This window comes from Pseudomonas sp. FA-1 (genome assembly GCF_056856075.1).
In genome coordinates this window covers 250,407-266,554 of sequence record NZ_JBWXTH010000005.1, presented here as the reverse complement: position 1 = coordinate 266,554, position 16,148 = coordinate 250,407, and the positions used below count along the sequence as shown (strand labels likewise).

17 protein-coding genes are annotated in these 16,148 nt (G+C 63.9%); 14 read left to right on the top strand and 3 right to left on the bottom strand.

Annotated elements, in window-relative coordinates; all coding sequences use genetic code 11:
- Positions 1–369: a succinate dehydrogenase, hydrophobic membrane anchor protein gene (gene sdhD / locus AC1MHZ_RS11885; RefSeq protein WP_043211427.1), complete on the bottom strand. Its 369-nt coding sequence runs from the start codon at positions 367–369 to the stop codon at positions 1–3.
- Positions 363–749 (bottom strand): succinate dehydrogenase, cytochrome b556 subunit, encoded by a 387-nt coding sequence (gene sdhC / locus AC1MHZ_RS11880; protein ID WP_172402947.1) that lies wholly within the window; start codon positions 747–749, stop codon positions 363–365. The genes sdhD and sdhC overlap by 7 nt, the downstream gene beginning before the upstream one ends.
- A 351-nt stretch (positions 750–1,100) precedes the next feature.
- Between sdhC and gltA the strand changes: the two genes are divergently transcribed.
- Positions 1,101–2,390 carry a citrate synthase gene (gene gltA, locus AC1MHZ_RS11875; RefSeq protein WP_084854659.1) on the top strand — a complete coding sequence of 430 codons (1,290 nt, stop codon included), beginning with the start codon at positions 1,101–1,103 and terminating at the stop codon, positions 2,388–2,390.
- Positions 2,391–2,546: 156 nt separating this feature from the next.
- On the opposite strand, the gene AC1MHZ_RS11870 is transcribed toward gltA, so the two are convergent.
- On the bottom strand, positions 2,547–3,239 hold the full coding sequence (locus AC1MHZ_RS11870; RefSeq protein ID WP_084854658.1) for an alpha/beta family hydrolase: 693 nt from the start codon (positions 3,237–3,239) through the stop codon (positions 2,547–2,549).
- Between the two features lie 50 nt (positions 3,240–3,289).
- Here AC1MHZ_RS11870 and ccoN (AC1MHZ_RS11865) point away from each other — a divergent pair, with 50 nt between their 5' ends.
- From ccoN (AC1MHZ_RS11865) to AC1MHZ_RS11805, 13 genes are all read left to right on the top strand, one after another.
- Positions 3,290–4,714 (top strand): cytochrome-c oxidase, cbb3-type subunit I, encoded by a 1,425-nt coding sequence (gene ccoN / locus AC1MHZ_RS11865; protein ID WP_465001263.1) that lies wholly within the window; start codon positions 3,290–3,292, stop codon positions 4,712–4,714.
- Between the two features lie 13 nt (positions 4,715–4,727).
- On the top strand, positions 4,728–5,336 hold the full coding sequence (gene ccoO / locus AC1MHZ_RS11860; protein WP_084854656.1) for a cytochrome-c oxidase, cbb3-type subunit II: 609 nt from the start codon (positions 4,728–4,730) through the stop codon (positions 5,334–5,336).
- Positions 5,337–5,345: 9 nt separating this feature from the next.
- A complete protein-coding gene (locus tag AC1MHZ_RS11855; RefSeq protein ID WP_084854742.1) occupies positions 5,346–5,534 on the top strand; it encodes a cbb3-type cytochrome oxidase subunit 3 in 189 nt (62 codons plus the stop codon).
- Positions 5,534–6,475 (top strand): cytochrome-c oxidase, cbb3-type subunit III, encoded by a 942-nt coding sequence (gene ccoP / locus AC1MHZ_RS11850; RefSeq protein ID WP_465001264.1) that lies wholly within the window; start codon positions 5,534–5,536, stop codon positions 6,473–6,475. Before AC1MHZ_RS11855 ends, ccoP (AC1MHZ_RS11850) begins: the two co-directional genes overlap by 1 nt.
- Before the next feature lie 517 nt (positions 6,476–6,992).
- A complete protein-coding gene (gene ccoN / locus AC1MHZ_RS11845) occupies positions 6,993–8,435 on the top strand; it encodes a cytochrome-c oxidase, cbb3-type subunit I (protein WP_084854654.1) in 1,443 nt (480 codons plus the stop codon).
- The gene (ccoO, locus tag AC1MHZ_RS11840) at positions 8,435–9,043 is read left to right on the top strand and encodes a cytochrome-c oxidase, cbb3-type subunit II (protein WP_482966384.1); all 609 of its coding nucleotides are present in this window, start codon (positions 8,435–8,437) and stop codon (positions 9,041–9,043) included. Before ccoN (AC1MHZ_RS11845) ends, ccoO (AC1MHZ_RS11840) begins: the two co-directional genes overlap by 1 nt.
- 5 nt (positions 9,044–9,048) lie before the next feature.
- On the top strand, positions 9,049–9,246 hold the full coding sequence (locus tag AC1MHZ_RS11835; RefSeq protein ID WP_084854741.1) for a cbb3-type cytochrome oxidase subunit 3: 198 nt from the start codon (positions 9,049–9,051) through the stop codon (positions 9,244–9,246).
- Positions 9,243–10,223 carry a cytochrome-c oxidase, cbb3-type subunit III gene (gene ccoP / locus AC1MHZ_RS11830; RefSeq protein ID WP_084854652.1) on the top strand — a complete coding sequence of 327 codons (981 nt, stop codon included), beginning with the start codon at positions 9,243–9,245 and terminating at the stop codon, positions 10,221–10,223. The genes AC1MHZ_RS11835 and ccoP (AC1MHZ_RS11830) overlap by 4 nt, the downstream gene beginning before the upstream one ends.
- Positions 10,224–10,579: 356 nt before the next feature.
- Positions 10,580–11,995 carry a cytochrome c oxidase accessory protein CcoG gene (ccoG, locus tag AC1MHZ_RS11825; RefSeq protein WP_324812204.1) on the top strand — a complete coding sequence of 472 codons (1,416 nt, stop codon included), beginning with the start codon at positions 10,580–10,582 and terminating at the stop codon, positions 11,993–11,995.
- An 11-nt stretch (positions 11,996–12,006) separates the two neighbouring features.
- Complete coding sequence (locus AC1MHZ_RS11820; protein ID WP_324812201.1) at positions 12,007–12,537, top strand: FixH family protein; 531 nt, start codon at positions 12,007–12,009, stop codon at positions 12,535–12,537.
- A gap of 132 nt (positions 12,538–12,669) precedes the next feature.
- The gene (locus AC1MHZ_RS11815; protein ID WP_482966383.1) at positions 12,670–15,144 is read left to right on the top strand and encodes a heavy metal translocating P-type ATPase; all 2,475 of its coding nucleotides are present in this window, start codon (positions 12,670–12,672) and stop codon (positions 15,142–15,144) included.
- Entirely contained in the window at positions 15,123–15,338 is a 216-nt protein-coding gene (ccoS, locus tag AC1MHZ_RS11810) for a cbb3-type cytochrome oxidase assembly protein CcoS (protein ID WP_084854648.1), read from the top strand. The genes AC1MHZ_RS11815 and ccoS overlap by 22 nt, the downstream gene beginning before the upstream one ends.
- Positions 15,331–16,014: a sulfite exporter TauE/SafE family protein gene (locus AC1MHZ_RS11805; RefSeq protein WP_084854647.1), complete on the top strand. Its 684-nt coding sequence runs from the start codon at positions 15,331–15,333 to the stop codon at positions 16,012–16,014. The genes ccoS and AC1MHZ_RS11805 overlap by 8 nt, the downstream gene beginning before the upstream one ends.
- Positions 16,015–16,148: the final 134 nt, after the last annotated feature.

Genomic DNA, 16,148 nt, shown 5'->3' with positions numbered 1-16,148 from the left:
TCAGATACCCCAGAGAATCTGCACACCCCAGACGAAGTAGGCGAACATCGCAACGCCGCATACAGCCTGGAACAGGAAACGAATCGCAGTCGCCGACTTGCCGAACGACATCGGCGTCAGGTAGTCGGTGGCAATGGTCCACATGCCGACCCAGGCGTGGGCGCCCAGGGCAACGAGTGCCAGCAGACTGAAGATTCGCATCGCGTTGTTGGAGAACAGACCGTGCCACTGGGCATAGTCGAGACCCGGGTGAACGGCGACGTAGCCGATCAGGAAGATGAAGTAAGCCGCGAGAACGACCGCAGATACGCGCTGCGCCATCCAGTCATAGAGGCCCGAACGCGACAGGTTCGTGACATTAGTTACCATACCCAAACTCCCGCCAGAACGATCAGCACCACGGAGATGACGATCACGATTTTCGAGCCCAGCTTGCCGCCTTCCAGCGTCTCGCCGACGCCCATGTCCATGATCAGGTGACGAATGCCGGCCACCAGGTGATACAGCAGGCCGGACAGCAGGCCCCAGGTCACCAGTTTGGCCAGCGGGCTGGTCAGACACGCCTTCACCTCGGCAAAGCCCTCCTCGGAACCCAGCGACTTGCCCAGTGCATACAGCATGATGGCAAGGCCGAGGAACAGGATGACGCCGGAGATACGGTGAAGAATGGACGTGTATGCGGTGATCGGGAGTTTGATGGTCCTTAGGTCTAGGTTTACAGGTCGTTGGCTTTTCACGGCTTTTTTCACACTGAAGAGCCCCTAGCTAACAGGGCAAAGTTGTTGGTAAGTGTACTGGTCAGGTACCCACCACCCAGGGAGCGACGACCCCCAGCGGAACGGGCTTGCAAGCCCCTGGCGGTCGGTTGCGGAGTATAGACAGTTAGGCTGCTTATGACAACGTGAGGGGCTCGCCCAAATAGCGCATTGCCTTTAATGGATAAAAGGCGTAAATGGGCGACAATTTCGCGAAAAACCAGGGCTCAGAGGGCGTTTCAACCAGCCTTTAGGCAAATTGACATTCGAATTTATCCCTCTATAGTGGTGCGGGCCCTGCGTGGGGGGTCTGTCTGATGATTTCAAGCATTAATAGGAGGCCACATGGCTGACAAAAAAGCGCAGTTGGTCATCGAGGGCGCAGCCCCCGTCGAGCTGCCCATTTTAACCGGCACCGTTGGTCCCGATGTTATCGACGTCCGCGGGTTGGGGGCTACTGGTCACTTCACCTTCGACCCCGGTTTCATGGCGACCGCCTCGTGCGAATCGAAGATTACCTATATTGACGGCGACAAGGGTGTCCTGCTGCACCGCGGCTACCCGATCGAACAGCTCGCCGAAAAATCGGACTACCTGGAAACCTGCTACCTGCTGCTCAACGGCGAATTGCCCAATGCCGAGCAGAAGGCCCAGTTCGTCAGCACCGTGAAGAACCACACCATGGTTCACGAGCAGCTGAAATCCTTCTTCAACGGCTTCCGCCGCGACGCCCACCCGATGGCGGTGATGTGCGGCGTGGTCGGCGCCCTTTCGGCGTTCTATCACGACTCCCTGGATATCAACAACCCGCAGCACCGCGAAATCTCCGCGGTGCGCCTGGTCGCCAAGATGCCGACCCTGGCCGCGATGGTCTACAAGTACTCCATGGGCCAGCCGATGATGTACCCGCGTAACGACCTGTCGTACGCGGAGAACTTCCTGCACATGATGTTCAACACCCCGTGCGAGATCAAACCGATCAGCCCGGTGCTGGCCAAGGCGATGGACCGGATCTTCATCCTCCATGCCGACCACGAGCAGAACGCCTCCACCTCTACCGTGCGTTTGGCGGGCTCCTCGGGTGCCAACCCGTTCGCCTGTATCGCTGCCGGCATCGCCGCGCTGTGGGGCCCTGCCCATGGCGGCGCCAACGAAGCCGTGCTGACCATGCTCGATGAAATTGGCGATGTTTCGAACATCGACAAGTACATCGCCAAGGCCAAGGACAAGAACGATCCGTTCAAGCTCATGGGCTTCGGTCACCGCGTGTACAAGAACCGCGACCCGCGCGCCACCGTGATGAAGCAGACCTGCGACGAAGTCCTGAGCGAACTGGGCATCAAGAACGACCCGCAGCTGGAACTGGCCATGCGCCTGGAAGAGATCGCCCTGACCGATCCATACTTCATCGAGCGCTCGCTGTACCCGAACGTCGACTTCTACTCGGGCATCATTCTCAAGGCGATCGGCATTCCGACCAGCATGTTCACCGTGATCTTCGCCCTGGCACGTACCGTGGGCTGGATCTCGCACTGGAAGGAAATGCTCTCCAGCCCGTACAAGATCGGCCGTCCGCGCCAGCTGTACACCGGCCACGAGCAGCGTGACATCGTTGATCTGAAGGACCGCAAGTAAGCGTTGCCCGGCAACACTGAACGCACCTTCCAAGAAGGCCACCCTTGCGGTGGCCTTTTTCATCGCCGGCAAGCCGGCTCCCACAGGCATGGCGGTGTCCTTGAAACAGCGCAGGACAGGTGGGAGCCGGCTTGCCGGCGATAGGCCGCAACGCACCTACATCTGCAGAAACGCCGCCACCCGCTGCGCCGCCGCCTGCAGATGCTGCTCGTGGGTGAACCCCGACGCCTTCAACGGCTTGAGGTCATGATCCCCTGCCGTCAGCCAGCAGATCTGGATCGAAGGCGAAAGCACATAACCCTCCACCGCCTCCCGGTTACCCAGGGCATCACGCTCCCCCTGGACGATCAAGGTACGCGTACGCAGCCCCGCCAGATGCTCGACCCGAGGCTTGTCAGGCTTGCCCACCGCATAGAACGGATACCCCAGGCACACCAGCGCGTCGGCGCCCAGCTCATCGGCCAGAAGGCTCGCCATCCGCCCACCCATGGACTTGCCGCCGATCGCCAGCGGCCCCGTGACCAATGGCCGCACCTGGGCATACACCTGACGCCAGCAATCGAGCAACACCGGCTGCGGATTGGGCGGTCGCTTGCCACCCCCCACGCGGCGCTGCGCCATGTAGGGAAATTCGAAGCGCACAACCCCTACCCCTTGCTCCGCGAGGCTTTGCGCCATGTCCTCCATGAAACCGCTGTCCATCGGCGCGCCTGCGCCGTGGGCCAGGATCAGGCAGCCTTTGTAACCCTCCCTGTCCCCCACCCTAGGTGGATCGCAGCGCAAGCCTGAGACATTTCCCACCTGCGCCCATTGATCCCCGTCAATACCGGCAATGTGCCCATTACTCATGCTTCGCCTCGCTATCTAGCCTGCCTATAACCGTGGATGGGAACCCATACATGAACACAACCAGCAGTACCGCCTATAACTACAAGGTGGTCCGCCAATTCGCCATCATGACGGTGGTGTGGGGAATCGTCGGGATGGGGCTCGGCGTATTCATCGCCGCACAGCTCGTCTGGCCCGCCCTGAACCTCGACCTCCCGTGGACCAGCTTCGGCCGCCTGCGACCACTGCACACCAATGCGGTGATCTTCGCCTTCGGCGGCTGCGCCTTGTTCGCCACCTCCTATTATTCGGTGCAACGCACCTGTCAGACCACCCTGTTCGCGCCGCGCCTGGCGGCGTTCACGTTCTGGGGCTGGCAACTGGTGATCCTGCTGGCAGCCATTACCCTGCCACTGGGCTTCACCAGCTCCAAGGAGTACGCCGAACTGGAATGGCCGATCGACATTCTGATCACCATCGTCTGGGTCGCCTACGCCGTGGTGTTCTTCGGCACGCTGATCAAGCGCAACACCAAGCACATCTACGTCGGCAACTGGTTCTACGGTGGCTTCATCCTCACCGTGGCGATGTTGCACATCGTCAACAACCTGGAGATGCCGGTCAGCCTGACCAAGTCCTACTCGCTGTACGCCGGCGCCACCGACGCGATGGTGCAATGGTGGTACGGCCACAACGCCGTGGGCTTCTTCCTGACCGCAGGCTTCCTGGGCATGATGTATTACTACGTGCCCAAGCAGGCCGAGCGCCCGGTGTATTCCTATCGCCTGTCGATCGTGCACTTCTGGGCGCTGATCACCCTGTACATCTGGGCCGGCCCGCACCATTTGCACTACACCGCGCTGCCTGACTGGGCGCAATCGCTGGGCATGATCATGTCGCTGATCCTGCTGGCCCCGAGCTGGGGCGGCATGATCAACGGCATGATGACCCTCTCCGGGGCCTGGCACAAACTGCGCAGCGACCCGATCCTGCGTTTCCTGGTGGTGTCGCTGGCCTTCTACGGCATGTCCACCTTCGAAGGCCCGATGATGGCCATCAAGACCGTCAACGCCCTCTCCCACTACACCGACTGGACCATCGGCCACGTCCATGCCGGCGCCCTCGGCTGGGTGGCGATGATCTCCATCGGCGCGCTGTACCACACCATCCCGAAAGTGTTCGGCAAGGAGCGCATGTACAGCATCGGCCTGATCAACGCGCACTTCTGGCTGGCCACCATCGGCACCGTGCTGTACATCGCCTCGATGTGGGTCAACGGCATCGCCCAGGGCCTGATGTGGCGCGCGGTCAACGCCGACGGCACGCTCACCTATTCCTTCGTGGAGACCCTGGTGGCCAGCCACCCAGGCTTCATCGTCCGCTTCGTCGGCGGCGCGATTTTCCTCACCGGCATGCTGCTGATGGCCTGGAACACCTGGCGCACCGTGCGCGCACCAGCCACCGCCGCCGCCCCTGCGAACGCCCAGCTGGCCTGAGGAGAGAAGCCTGATGAAACACGAAGTCATCGAGAAAAACGTAGGCCTGCTGGCATTGCTGATGGTATTTGCCGTCAGCATCGGCGGCCTGACCCAGATCGTCCCGCTGTTCTTCCAGGACGTGACCAACAAGCCGGTCGAAGGCATGAAGCCCTATACCGCCCTGCAGCTCGAAGGCCGCGACATCTACATCCGCGAAGGCTGCGTAGGCTGCCACTCGCAGATGATCCGCCCGTTCCGCGCCGAGACCGAGCGCTACGGCCATTACTCGGTCGCTGGCGAAAGCGTCTGGGACCACCCGTTCCTGTGGGGCTCCAAGCGCACCGGGCCTGACCTGGCCCGCGTCGGTGGCCGCTACTCCGACGACTGGCACCGTGCGCACCTGTACAACCCGCGCAACGTCGTGCCCGAGTCGAAGATGCCGTCCTACCCGTGGCTGGTGGCGCAGAAGGTCGACAACAGCCATACCGACACCAAGATGCGCACCCTGCGCACCCTGGGCGTGCCCTACACCGACGAGGACATCGCCGGCGCCCGCGACGCGGTCAAGGGCAAGACCGAGATGGACGCCCTGGTGGCCTACCTGCAGGTGCTGGGCACCTCGATCAAGAACAAGAGGTAAGCGATGGAACTGTCATTGGATATCGGCATGATCCGCGGCCTGGGCACCCTGATGGTGATGATCGCCTTCATCGGCCTGAGCCTGTGGGTATTCAACCGTCGCCGCGACCGCGACTTCGCCGAAGCGCGCCTGCTGCCCTTCGTCGATGACCGCCTGCCCCCGGCCGGGCAGGAACCTGCCACAAGGAGTAACCGGTAATGACCACCTTCTGGAGTACGTACATCAGCGTACTGACCCTCGGCAGCCTCATCGGCCTGACCTGGCTGCTGCTCGGCACCCGCAAGGGCCAGAGCAGGAACACCACCGACCAGACCATGGGCCACAGCTTCGATGGCATCGAGGAATACGACAACCCACTGCCCAAGTGGTGGTTCTGGCTGTTCGTCGGCACCCTGGTGTTCGCGGTCGGCTACCTGATCCTCTATCCGGGCCTGGGCAACTGGAAAGGCGTTCTGCCGGGCTATGAGAATGGCTGGACCCAGGTCAACGAATGGCAGAAGGAGATGGACAAGGCCGACGCCAAGTTCGGGCCAATCTTCGCCAAGTATGCCGCCATGCCCGTGAAAGAAGTGGCCAAGGACCCGCAAGCCCTGAAGATGGGCAGCCGCCTGTTCGCCTCGAACTGCTCGGTGTGCCATGGCTCCGACGCCAAGGGCGCCTATGGCTTCCCCAACCTGACCGACAAGGACTGGCGTTGGGGTGGCGAGCCGGAGACCATCAAGGCCTCGATCATGGACGGGCGTCACGGCGTGATGCCGGGCTGGGCCGAGGTGATCGGCGAGCAGGGCGTAGCCGACGTGGCCGCCTTCGTGCTGACCAACCTGGACGGGCGCAGCCTGCCGGAAGGCGCCAAGGCCGACCCGGCCAAGGGCCAGGAGATCTTCGCCGCCAACTGCGTGGCCTGCCACGGGCCTGAGGGCAAAGGCACCCCGGCCATGGGCGCACCGAACCTGACCCACCCGCAGGCGTTCATCTACGGTTCGAGCTTCGCCCAGCTGCAGCAGACCATCCGCTACGGTCGCCAGGGCCAGATGCCGGCCCAGCGCGAGATCCAGGGCAACGACAAGGTCCACTTGCTCGCCGCCTATGTGTATAGCCTGTCGCAGGATGTCGGGTCCGAAACCGTGTCCGCCAAGTAACACCCTTCGCGGGTAGACCCGCCCCACAAGGATCATCGCTGTCCCTGTGGGAGCGCGTTTACCCGCGAAAATCCCGCCGAAGTGCCAGGACGAACCGCATCCGTCAATGGCCTCAGCACTGCCCTCCCCGCCTCATCCCTCCTTGCACCCCCTCTGAACGGAACTAAGCTTGTTGCCACAGCAGCCTCGCTTATCGCGAGACGCTCTGGCACGGCGTGGGGCCTGACGCCGTGCAACGTCTTCGACCTCGATCACCTGCGGCCCTGGAAGCCCGTCCCGCATTCAAGGACCGCGTAGAAAAAAGCTTGACCGATCGATCAGAAAAAGGCGAAAAACGGTACACATTACAAACATTTATTTGTGTACAATCATCCAGCCCCTAAACCGCGGGACGGTGGTGGAAAGGGCCTGGACACGGGTCGGCGCGAGTATCCTTGCGTTGCCATAACCCTGGTGGTTATCGATACTGGCGCCGATTTTCGACCAACAAGAACACCCTAAACCGTGGAACCTTAGAATGAGCACTGTAATCAGTCCGACTGCTTATAACTATAAGGTCGTCCGCCAGTTCGCCATCATGACGGTGGTCTGGGGGATCCTTGGCATGGGGCTCGGCGTCTTCATCGCCTCGCAACTGGTATGGCCCCAGCTGAACCTGGACCTGCCATGGACGAGCTTCGGCCGCCTTCGCCCGCTGCACACCAACCTGGTGATCTTCGCCTTCGGAGGTTGCGCGCTGTTCGCCACCTCCTACTACGTCGTGCAGCGCACCTGCCAGACCCGGCTGATCTCCGACAGCATGGCCGCCTTCACCTTCTGGGGTTGGCAGGCAGTGATCGTCGGCGCCCTGATCACCCTGCCGATGGGCTACACCACCACCAAGGAATACGCCGAGCTCGAGTGGCCGCTGGCGATTCTCCTGGCCATCGTCTGGGTCACCTACGGCCTGGTGTTCTTCGGCACCATCGTCAAGCGCAAGACCAAGCACATCTACGTCGGCAACTGGTTCTACGGTGGCTTCATCGTGGTCACGGCGATGCTGCACATCGTCAACCACATGTCCCTGCCGGTCAGCCTGTTCAAGTCGTACTCGGCCTACTCCGGCGCCACCGACGCAATGATCCAGTGGTGGTACGGGCACAACGCCGTGGGCTTCTTCCTGACCACCGGCTTCCTGGGGATGATGTACTACTTCGTGCCCAAGCAGGCCGAACGCCCGATCTACTCCTATCGCCTGTCGATCGTGCACTTCTGGGCGCTGATCACCCTGTACATCTGGGCAGGCCCGCACCACCTGCACTACACCGCGCTGCCTGACTGGGCACAGTCGCTGGGCATGGTGATGTCGATCATCCTGCTGGCCCCGAGCTGGGGCGGCATGATCAACGGCATGATGACCCTCTCCGGCGCCTGGCACAAACTGCGCACCGACCCGATCCTGCGTTTCCTGGTGGTGTCGCTGGCCTTCTACGGCATGTCCACCTTCGAAGGCCCGATGATGGCCATCAAGACGGTCAACTCGCTGTCGCACTACACCGACTGGACCATCGGCCACGTCCATGCCGGCGCCCTCGGCTGGGTGGCGATGATTTCCATCGGCTCGGTCTACCACATGATTCCCAAGCTCTACGGCCGCCAGCAGATGCACAGCGTCGGCCTGATCAACGCGCACTTCTGGCTGGCGACCATCGGCACCGTGCTGTACATCGCCTCGATGTGGGTCAACGGCATCACCCAAGGCCTGATGTGGCGCGCCATCAACGACGACGGTACCCTCACCTATTCCTTCGTCGAAGCCCTCCAGGCGAGCCACCCGGGTTACATCGTCCGCGCCCTGGGCGGTGCGTTCTTCGCCTCCGGCATGCTGCTGATGGCCTACAACGTCTACCGCACCGTCCGCGCCTCGAAGCCGGCCGAAGCTGAGGAAGCCGCCAAGATCGTCGTCGTGGGAGCTCACTGATGAAACACGAAGCAGTCGAGAAGAATATCGGCCTGCTGGCCTTCTTCATGGTCATCGCCGTCAGCATCGGCGGCCTGACCCAGATCGTCCCGCTGTTCTTCCAGGACGTGACCAACAAGCCGGTCGAGGGCATGAAGCCCCGAACCGCGCTGGAGCTCGAAGGCCGCGACATCTACATCCGCGAAGGCTGCGTGGGCTGCCACTCGCAGATGATCCGCCCGTTCCGCGCCGAGACCGAGCGTTACGGCCACTACTCGGTCGCTGGCGAGAGCGTCTGGGACCACCCGTTCCTGTGGGGCTCCAAGCGTACCGGGCCTGACCTGGCTCGCGTCGGTGGCCGCTACTCCGACGACTGGCACCGCGCACACCTGTACAACCCGCGCAACGTGGTGCCCGAGTCGAAGATGCCGTCCTACCCGTGGCTGGTAGAGAACAAGCTCGACGGCAAGAATACGCCGAAGAAGATGGAAGTCCTGCGCACCCTGGGCGTGCCCTACACCGACGAGGACATCGCCGGCGCCCGCGACGCGGTCAAGGGCAAGACCGAGATGGACGCCATCGTGGCGTACCTGCAAGGCCTTGGCACCATCATCAAGAGCAAGCGGTGACACTGATGGATATCGGGATGATTCGCGGCCTGGGCACCGTCGTGGTGATGGTGGCCTTCGTTGGCTTGGCGCTGTGGGTGTTCAACCCACGGCGCAAGAAGGAGTTCGACGAGGCGACCCGGTTGCCGTTCGCCGATGACCCCGAGGCCAGCCAGCACGTCGAGCAAGCGCAAGCGAAAGCTTCTAGGAGCAACGAACAATGACAACCTTCTGGAGTCTGTACGTCACCGTCCTGACCCTGGGCACCATCTTCTCTCTGACCTGGCTGTTGCTTTCCACCCGCAAGGGCCAGCGCGAGGAAGCGACCGACGAGACCGTCGGCCATGCCTTCGACGGTATCGAGGAATACGACAACCCGCTGCCCAAGTGGTGGTTCTGGCTGTTCGTCGGCACCATCGTGTTCGCCCTGGGCTACCTGGTGCTGTACCCGGGCCTGGGTAACTGGAAAGGCATCCTGCCCGGCTACCAGTACCTGGATAACGAGAAGAAGACCGAGTTCAGCAACGGCCAGCCGGGCTGGACCGGCGTGCACGAGTGGGAAAAGGAAATGGCCAAGGCCGACGCCCGCTTCGGACCGATCTTCGCCAAGTTCGCCGCCATGCCCATCGAGGAAGTGGCCAAGGACCCGCAAGCACTGAAGATGGGCGGCCGCCTGTTCGCCTCCAACTGCTCGGTGTGCCACGGCTCTGACGCCAAGGGCGCCTACGGCTTCCCCAACCTGACCGACAACGATTGGCGTTGGGGCGGCGAGCCGGAGACCATCAAGGCCACCATCATGAATGGTCGCCATGGCGTGATGCCGGCCTGGGCCGAAGTGCTCGGCGAGCAGGGCGTGGCCGACGTGGCCGCCTTCGTGCTGACCAACCTGGACGGGCGCAGCCTGCCGGAAGGCGCCAAGGCCGACCCGGCCAATGGCCAGAAGCTCTTCGCCGCCAACTGCGTGGCCTGCCACGGACCTGAAGGCAAAGGCACCCCGGCCATGGGCGCGCCGAACCTGACCCACCCACAGGCGTTCATCTACGGCTCGAGCTTCGCCCAGCTGCAACAGACCATCCGCTACGGTCGCCAGGGCCAGATGCCGGCCCAGGCGCAGATGCAGGGCAACGACAAGGTCCACCTGCTGGCGGCCTATGTCTACAGCCTCTCGCATCAAGAACAGGAAACGGCCAAGGCCGAGTGAGTGTGTGACCCAGGCCCCGCCAGTGACCCTGCCGGGGCCTTTTTCTTGAGCAGGGGTTCCGGCGCTATCGCCGGCAAGCCCCCACCTGTCCCACGCTGTTTTCAGAGACACCGCCATACCTGTGGGAGCCGGCTTGCCGGCGATGAAGCCAGACAATTCAACCCTTGATGACCTGGATCAATTGACAGCTGCCACTACACGATCCAACCCATAAACCCAATGCGACTAAAGGTCGCGGCGCGCTCCCTGCCTGCCAGCACAGGCGTATCATGGGCCGCAGAGCGCTAGCAGAATGCGTAGGACTGCGGCCGGCAGGTACTGGCCGCGGCATTTCTCCACTGCCGTGGGACACGATGATGAGCAAGCAAATTCCGGTACATGATGTCACCCCGCCCGCCAAGAAAGGCCAGGAATCCCTCGACCTCTATGCCTCCCGGGAAAAGATCTACACCCGTGCCTTCACCGGCGTGTTCCGCAGGCTGCGGATGGTCGGCGGAGCCATCCTGTTCCTGCTCTACTTCGGCACCGTGTGGCTGAACTGGGGCGACCACCAGGCCGTGTGGTGGAACCTGCCCGAGCGCAAGTTCTACATCTTCGGCGCTACCATCTGGCCCCAGGACTTCATCCTGCTCTCGGGCCTGCTGATCGTCGCCGCCTTCGGCCTGTTCTTCATCACCGTGTTCGCCGGGCGCGTGTGGTGCGGCTATACCTGCCCGCAAAGCGTCTGGACCTGGATCTTCATGTGGTGCGAGAAAGTCACCGAGGGCGACCGCAACCAACGCATGAAGCTGGACAAGGCGCCGATGAGCGGCAACAAGCTGCTGCGCAAGACCGCCAAGCACAGCCTGTGGCTGCTGATCGGCTTCGTCACCGGCATGACCTTCGTGGGCTATTTCTCGCCGATCCGCGAACTGGTCGGCGAATTCTTCACCGGCCAGGCCGATGGCTGGGCCTATTTCTGGGTCGGTTTCTTCACCCTCGCCACCTATGGCAATGCTGGCTGGTTGCGTGAACAGGTGTGCGTGCATATGTGCCCCTACGCGCGCTTCCAGAGCGTGATGTTCGACAAGGACACCCTGATCGTTTCCTACGACCCGCGCCGCGGCGAAACCCGCGGGCCACGCAAGAAGGACATGGACTACAAGGCCAAGGGCCTGGGCGACTGCATCGACTGCACCATGTGCGTACAGGTCTGCCCGACCGGCATCGACATCCGCGACGGCCTGCAGATCGAATGCATCGGCTGCGCGGCGTGCATCGACGCCTGCGACAACATCATGGAGAAGATGAACTACCCCAAGGGCCTGATCAGCTATACCACCGAACACAACCTGTCGGGGCAGAAGACCCACATGCTGCGTCCGCGTCTGATCGGCTATGCCCTGGTGCTGCTGGTGATGATCGGCCTGCTGGTCACCGCATTCGCCACCCGCTCGCTGGTGGGCTTCGATGTCAGCAAGGACCGCGTGCTGTATCGCGAGAACGCCCAGGGGCGGATCGAAAACGTGTACAGCCTCAAGGTCATGAACAAGGACCAGCGCGACCACGTGTACGTGCTCGACGCCGCCGGCCTGCCCGGCCTGCAGCTCGAAGGCCACCGCGAGGTGCGTGTCGCCGCCGGCGATATCGTCAGCCTGCCGGTGCAATTGTCGGTCGCGCCCGAGCAATTGCCTTCGACCACCAACGAAATCACCTTCATCCTCAGGGACGCCGACGACAGCGCCACCCAGGTTGAAGCCAAGAGCCGCTTCATCGGCCCGCAAATCCGCTGAGAGAGAACGACATGCCTGCCGCAACCGCCGCCAGCCCCTGGTACAAGCACCTCTGGCCCTGGATCATCATCGGCATCCTGACCACTTCGGTGTGCCTGAGCCTGGCCATGGTCAGCATTGCCGTACGCAACCCCGACAACCTGGTGAACGACAACTACTACGAGGCTGGCAAGGGCATCAACCGCTCCCTGGACCGCGAGTTGCTGGCCCAGACCCTCAACCTCAAGGCGAGCGTACACTTGGACGAGCTGACCGGCGAAGTCCAGGTACGCCTGAGCGGCGACAGCGACCCACAGACGCTGGAACTGAACCTGATCTCGCCGACCCAGCCGGAACGCGACCGCAAGGTACAACTGACCCGTACCGAACCTGGCCGTTATGTCGGCCAGCTGGAAGACAAGGTAGAAGGCCGACGCTTCGTGGAACTGCTGGGCAGCCAGGACGGCCGCGTGTGGCGGCTGTTCGAGGAGGAGAAGGTCGCCCATGGGGTGAACCTGGAACTGGGCGATGAAGCCCTGCAAGGTGCCGAGCACCAAGAATGACCTGGGCGCGTTGCGCCCCTTTCGCGGCACAAGGCCGCTCCTACAAGGCTTGGTGCTCCTGTAGGGGCGGGCTTGCCCCGCGACGGGCGGCATAGCCGCCCCAGCAATCCAATGGCATAAGACATCATCACAATGACCTCCCCTACCCCCTGCTACCACTGCGCCCTGCCCGTCCCCGCCGGCAGCCGCTTCACCGCCGTGGTCCTCGGTGAACCGCGGTCGTTCTGCTGCCCAGGCTGCCAGGCCGTGGCCGAGTCGATCGTGGCCGGTGGCCTGGAAAGCTACTACCAGCACCGCAGCGACACTAGCGCCAACCCAGAAGCCTTGCCGCGCCAGTTGCAGGACGAGCTGGCACTCTACGACCGCGCCGATGTGCAGCAGGGCTTCGTCCGCCAGCAGGGCGAGCTTCGCGAAACCACGCTGATGATCGAAGGCATCAGCTGCGCCGCCTGTGGCTGGCTGATCGAGAAACACCTGCGCAACCTGCCGGGCGTGGCCGAGGCGCGCCTGAACCTGTCCAATCATCGCCTGCTGGTGGCCTGGGACGACCGCCGGGTACCCCTCTCGCACCTGCTGGCCGAGCTGCGCCAGATCGGCTACGCCGCCCACCCCTACCAGCCCGACCAGGCCGCCGAGCAACTGGCCCGGGAGAACCGCAGCGCCCTGCGTCGCCTCGGCGTGGCGGGCCTGCTGTGGTTCCAGGCGATGATGGCGACCATGGCCACCTGGCCCGAGTTCAACATCGACCTGAGCCCCGAGCTGCATACCATCCTGCGCTGGGTCGCGCTGTTCCTGACCACACCCATCGTCTTCTATAGCTGCGCACCGTTCTTCAAGGGCGCCGCCCGCGACCTGCGCACCCGCCACCTGACCATGGACGTCTCGGTGTCGCTGGCCATCGGCCTGGCCTACGGCGCCGGGATCTGGACAGCCATGACCGGCAGCGGCGAGCTGTACTTCGACACGGTCGGCATGTTCGCCCTGTTCCTGCTCACCGGCCGCTACCTGGAACGCCGTGCCCGGGAGCGCACCGCCGCCGCCACCGCCCAGCTGGTCAACCTGCTGCCGGCTTCGTGCCTGCGCCTGGATGCCGCCGGCCACAGCGAGCGCATTCTGCTGGCGGAACTGCGCCAAGGTGATCGGGTGCAGGTACTGCCCGGCGCGGTGATCCCGGCCGATGGCCGCATCGTCGATGGCCGCTCCAGCATCGACGAGTCGCTGCTGACCGGCGAATACCTGCCCTTGGCGCGCCAGGCTGGCGACCGGGTCACCGGCGGCACGCTGAACGTCGAAAGCACCCTGACCGTGGCAGTCGAGGCACTGGGCCAGGACTCACGCCTCTCGGCCATCGTCCGCCTGCTCGAACGGGCCCAGTCGGAAAAACCCCGGCTGGCCGAGATCGCCGACCGGGCCTCCCAGTGGTTCCTGTTGTTCACGCTGGTGGCCAGTGTCGCCATTGGCCTGCTGTGGTGGCAGATCGACGCGCCACGTGCGTTCTGGATCGTCCTGGCCATGCTGGTGGCAACCTGCCCGTGTGCGCTGTCCCTGGCCACGCCCACCGCCCTCACCGCAGCCACCGGCACCCTGCACCGGCTAGGCCTGCTGGTAACACGCGGTCATGTGCTCGAGGGCCTGAACCAGATCGACACGGTGATCTTCGACAAGACCGGCACATTGACCGAAGGCCGCCTGGCCCTGCGCAGCATCCACCCGCTGGGCGCCTTGCCCGCCGACCGTTGCCTGGCCCTGGCCGCCGCGCTCGAAAACCGCTCGGAACACCCGATCGCACGCGCCTTCGGTCGTGCCGCCACAGCCGCTGAAGATGTCCAGACGGAGCCTGGGCTGGGCCTTGAAGGGCAGTTCGAAGGCGAGCGCCTGCGCATCGGCCAGGCCACGTTCGTCTGCGCCTTGAGCGGCGCGCCCGTGCCGAGCGTGCCGCAACCGCGTGGCCAATGGCTGTTGCTGGGCGATAGCCAGGGCCCCCTGGCCTGGTTCGGCCTCGATGACCGCCTGCGCGAGGATGCCCCTGCCCTGCTGGCTGCCTGCAAAGCCCGAGGGTGGAAGACACTGCTGCTGTCCGGCGACAGTTCACCGATGGTCGCCGAGGTGGCGACGCAACTGGGCATCGAGCAGGCCATCGGCGGCCTACGGCCGGACGACAAGCTGGACCGCCTCAAGGCCTTGCAGGCCGAAGGCCGCAAGGTGCTGATGCTGGGTGATGGCGTCAACGACGTGCCAGTGCTGGCTGCCGCCGACATCAGCATCGCCATGGGCTCGGCCACGGACCTGGCCAAGACCTGCGCCGACGCGGTGCTGTTGTCCAACCGCCTCGAGGCACTGGTACAGGCCTTCGACCTGGCCCGTCGTACCCGCCGCAATATCCTCGAGAACCTGCTCTGGGCAACCTTGTATAATGGCCTCATGTTGCCGTTCGCCGCCCTGGGCTGGATCACGCCGGTCTGGGCGGCCATCGGCATGTCGGTCAGCTCGCTGATCGTGGTCCTCAACGCCCTGCGTCTGACCCGCCTGCCCAGCGCAACGGGCCTGCCCGCACACGAGCCCTCGACACCCGGAAGGAAACCGCTATGCCCGCCCTCTACGTCATGATCCCAGCGGCCCTGCTGATCGTAGGCGTGGCCGTGTACATCTTCTTCTGGGCAGTGGACAGTGGCCAGTACGACGACCTTGACAGCCCGGCCCACAGCATCCTGTTCGATGACCAGGACCCGCGCCACCAGGCTGCCGTGAAACCTGACCAGGCCCCCGCCGAAGAAGACAAGGATTCCAAACCACGTGCCTGACCTGCTCCCGCTCCTCGGCTCGGCGCTGGTCCTGGGCCTGCTTGGCGGCGGCCACTGCCTGGGCATGTGCGGCGGCCTGATGGGCGCCCTGACCCTCGCCATCCCGCCCGAGCAACGTGGCCGACGCCTGCGCCTGCTGCTGGCCTACAACCTGGGGCGCATCCTCAGCTACGCCACTGCCGGCCTGGTCCTGGGCCTTGCCGGCGTGGCACTGGCCAGCAGCCCATTGGCCCAAGGGCTGCGTGTGGTAGCCGCGCTGTTGCTCATCGCCATGGGGCTGTACCTGGCCGGCTGGTGGAGCGGCCTGACTCGTATCGAGGCGCTTGGCCGCGGCCTGTGGCGGCATGTGCAACCGCTTGCGACGCGCTTGCTGCCGGTATCGAGCCTGCCCCGTGCCCTGTTGCTTGGCGCCCTGTGGGGCTGGCTGCCGTGCGGCCTGGTCTACAGCACGCTGCTGTGGGCGGCCAGCCAGGGCAATGCGGCCCACAGTGCCTTGCTGATGCTGGCGTTCGGGCTGGGGACCTGGCCTGTGCTGGTGGCCACAGGCCTTGCCGCCGAGCGTGTCGGCGCCGTGCTGCGCAAGCGTGGCGTGCGCATGGCGGGCGGGTTGCTGGTGATCCTGTTCGGCCTGTGGACGCTGCCAGGGCCGCATCAGCATTGGTTGATGGGGCATTGATCAGGGTCGCCGTACCAGTGGGAGCCGGCTTGCCGGCGATCGGGCCGCGCAGCGGCCCGGATGCATCATCCGAAGCCCGTTGATGCAAATCAAGACGGCGTTTTCACCGGCCCCCTAGACTCCGGACTCTGCTG

Bases quoted from the DNA above. Each gene is read 5' to 3' on its own strand.
- AC1MHZ_RS11870 (WP_084854658.1), bottom strand. From the start codon at position 3,239: ATGAGTAATGGGCACATTGCCGGTATTGACGGGGATCAATGGGCGCAG.
- ccoP (WP_465001264.1), top strand. From the start codon at position 5,534: ATGACCACCTTCTGGAGTACGTACATCAGCGTACTGACCCTCGGCAGC.
- AC1MHZ_RS11815 (WP_482966383.1), top strand. From the start codon at position 12,670: ATGACCTCCCCTACCCCCTGCTACCACTGCGCCCTGCCCGTCCCCGCC.
- ccoN (WP_084854654.1), top strand. From the start codon at position 6,993: ATGAGCACTGTAATCAGTCCGACTGCTTATAACTATAAGGTCGTCCGC.
- sdhD (WP_043211427.1), bottom strand. From the start codon at position 369: ATGGTAACTAATGTCACGAACCTGTCGCGTTCGGGCCTCTATGACTGG.
- ccoO (WP_084854656.1), top strand. From the start codon at position 4,728: ATGAAACACGAAGTCATCGAGAAAAACGTAGGCCTGCTGGCATTGCTG.
- ccoP (WP_084854652.1), top strand. From the start codon at position 9,243: ATGACAACCTTCTGGAGTCTGTACGTCACCGTCCTGACCCTGGGCACC.
- AC1MHZ_RS11835 (WP_084854741.1), top strand. From the start codon at position 9,049: ATGGATATCGGGATGATTCGCGGCCTGGGCACCGTCGTGGTGATGGTG.
- ccoO (WP_482966384.1), top strand. From the start codon at position 8,435: ATGAAACACGAAGCAGTCGAGAAGAATATCGGCCTGCTGGCCTTCTTC.
- ccoS (WP_084854648.1), top strand. From the start codon at position 15,123: ATGCCCGCCCTCTACGTCATGATCCCAGCGGCCCTGCTGATCGTAGGC.
- AC1MHZ_RS11820 (WP_324812201.1), top strand. From the start codon at position 12,007: ATGCCTGCCGCAACCGCCGCCAGCCCCTGGTACAAGCACCTCTGGCCC.
- gltA (WP_084854659.1), top strand. From the start codon at position 1,101: ATGGCTGACAAAAAAGCGCAGTTGGTCATCGAGGGCGCAGCCCCCGTC.
- ccoG (WP_324812204.1), top strand. From the start codon at position 10,580: ATGAGCAAGCAAATTCCGGTACATGATGTCACCCCGCCCGCCAAGAAA.
- ccoN (WP_465001263.1), top strand. From the start codon at position 3,290: ATGAACACAACCAGCAGTACCGCCTATAACTACAAGGTGGTCCGCCAA.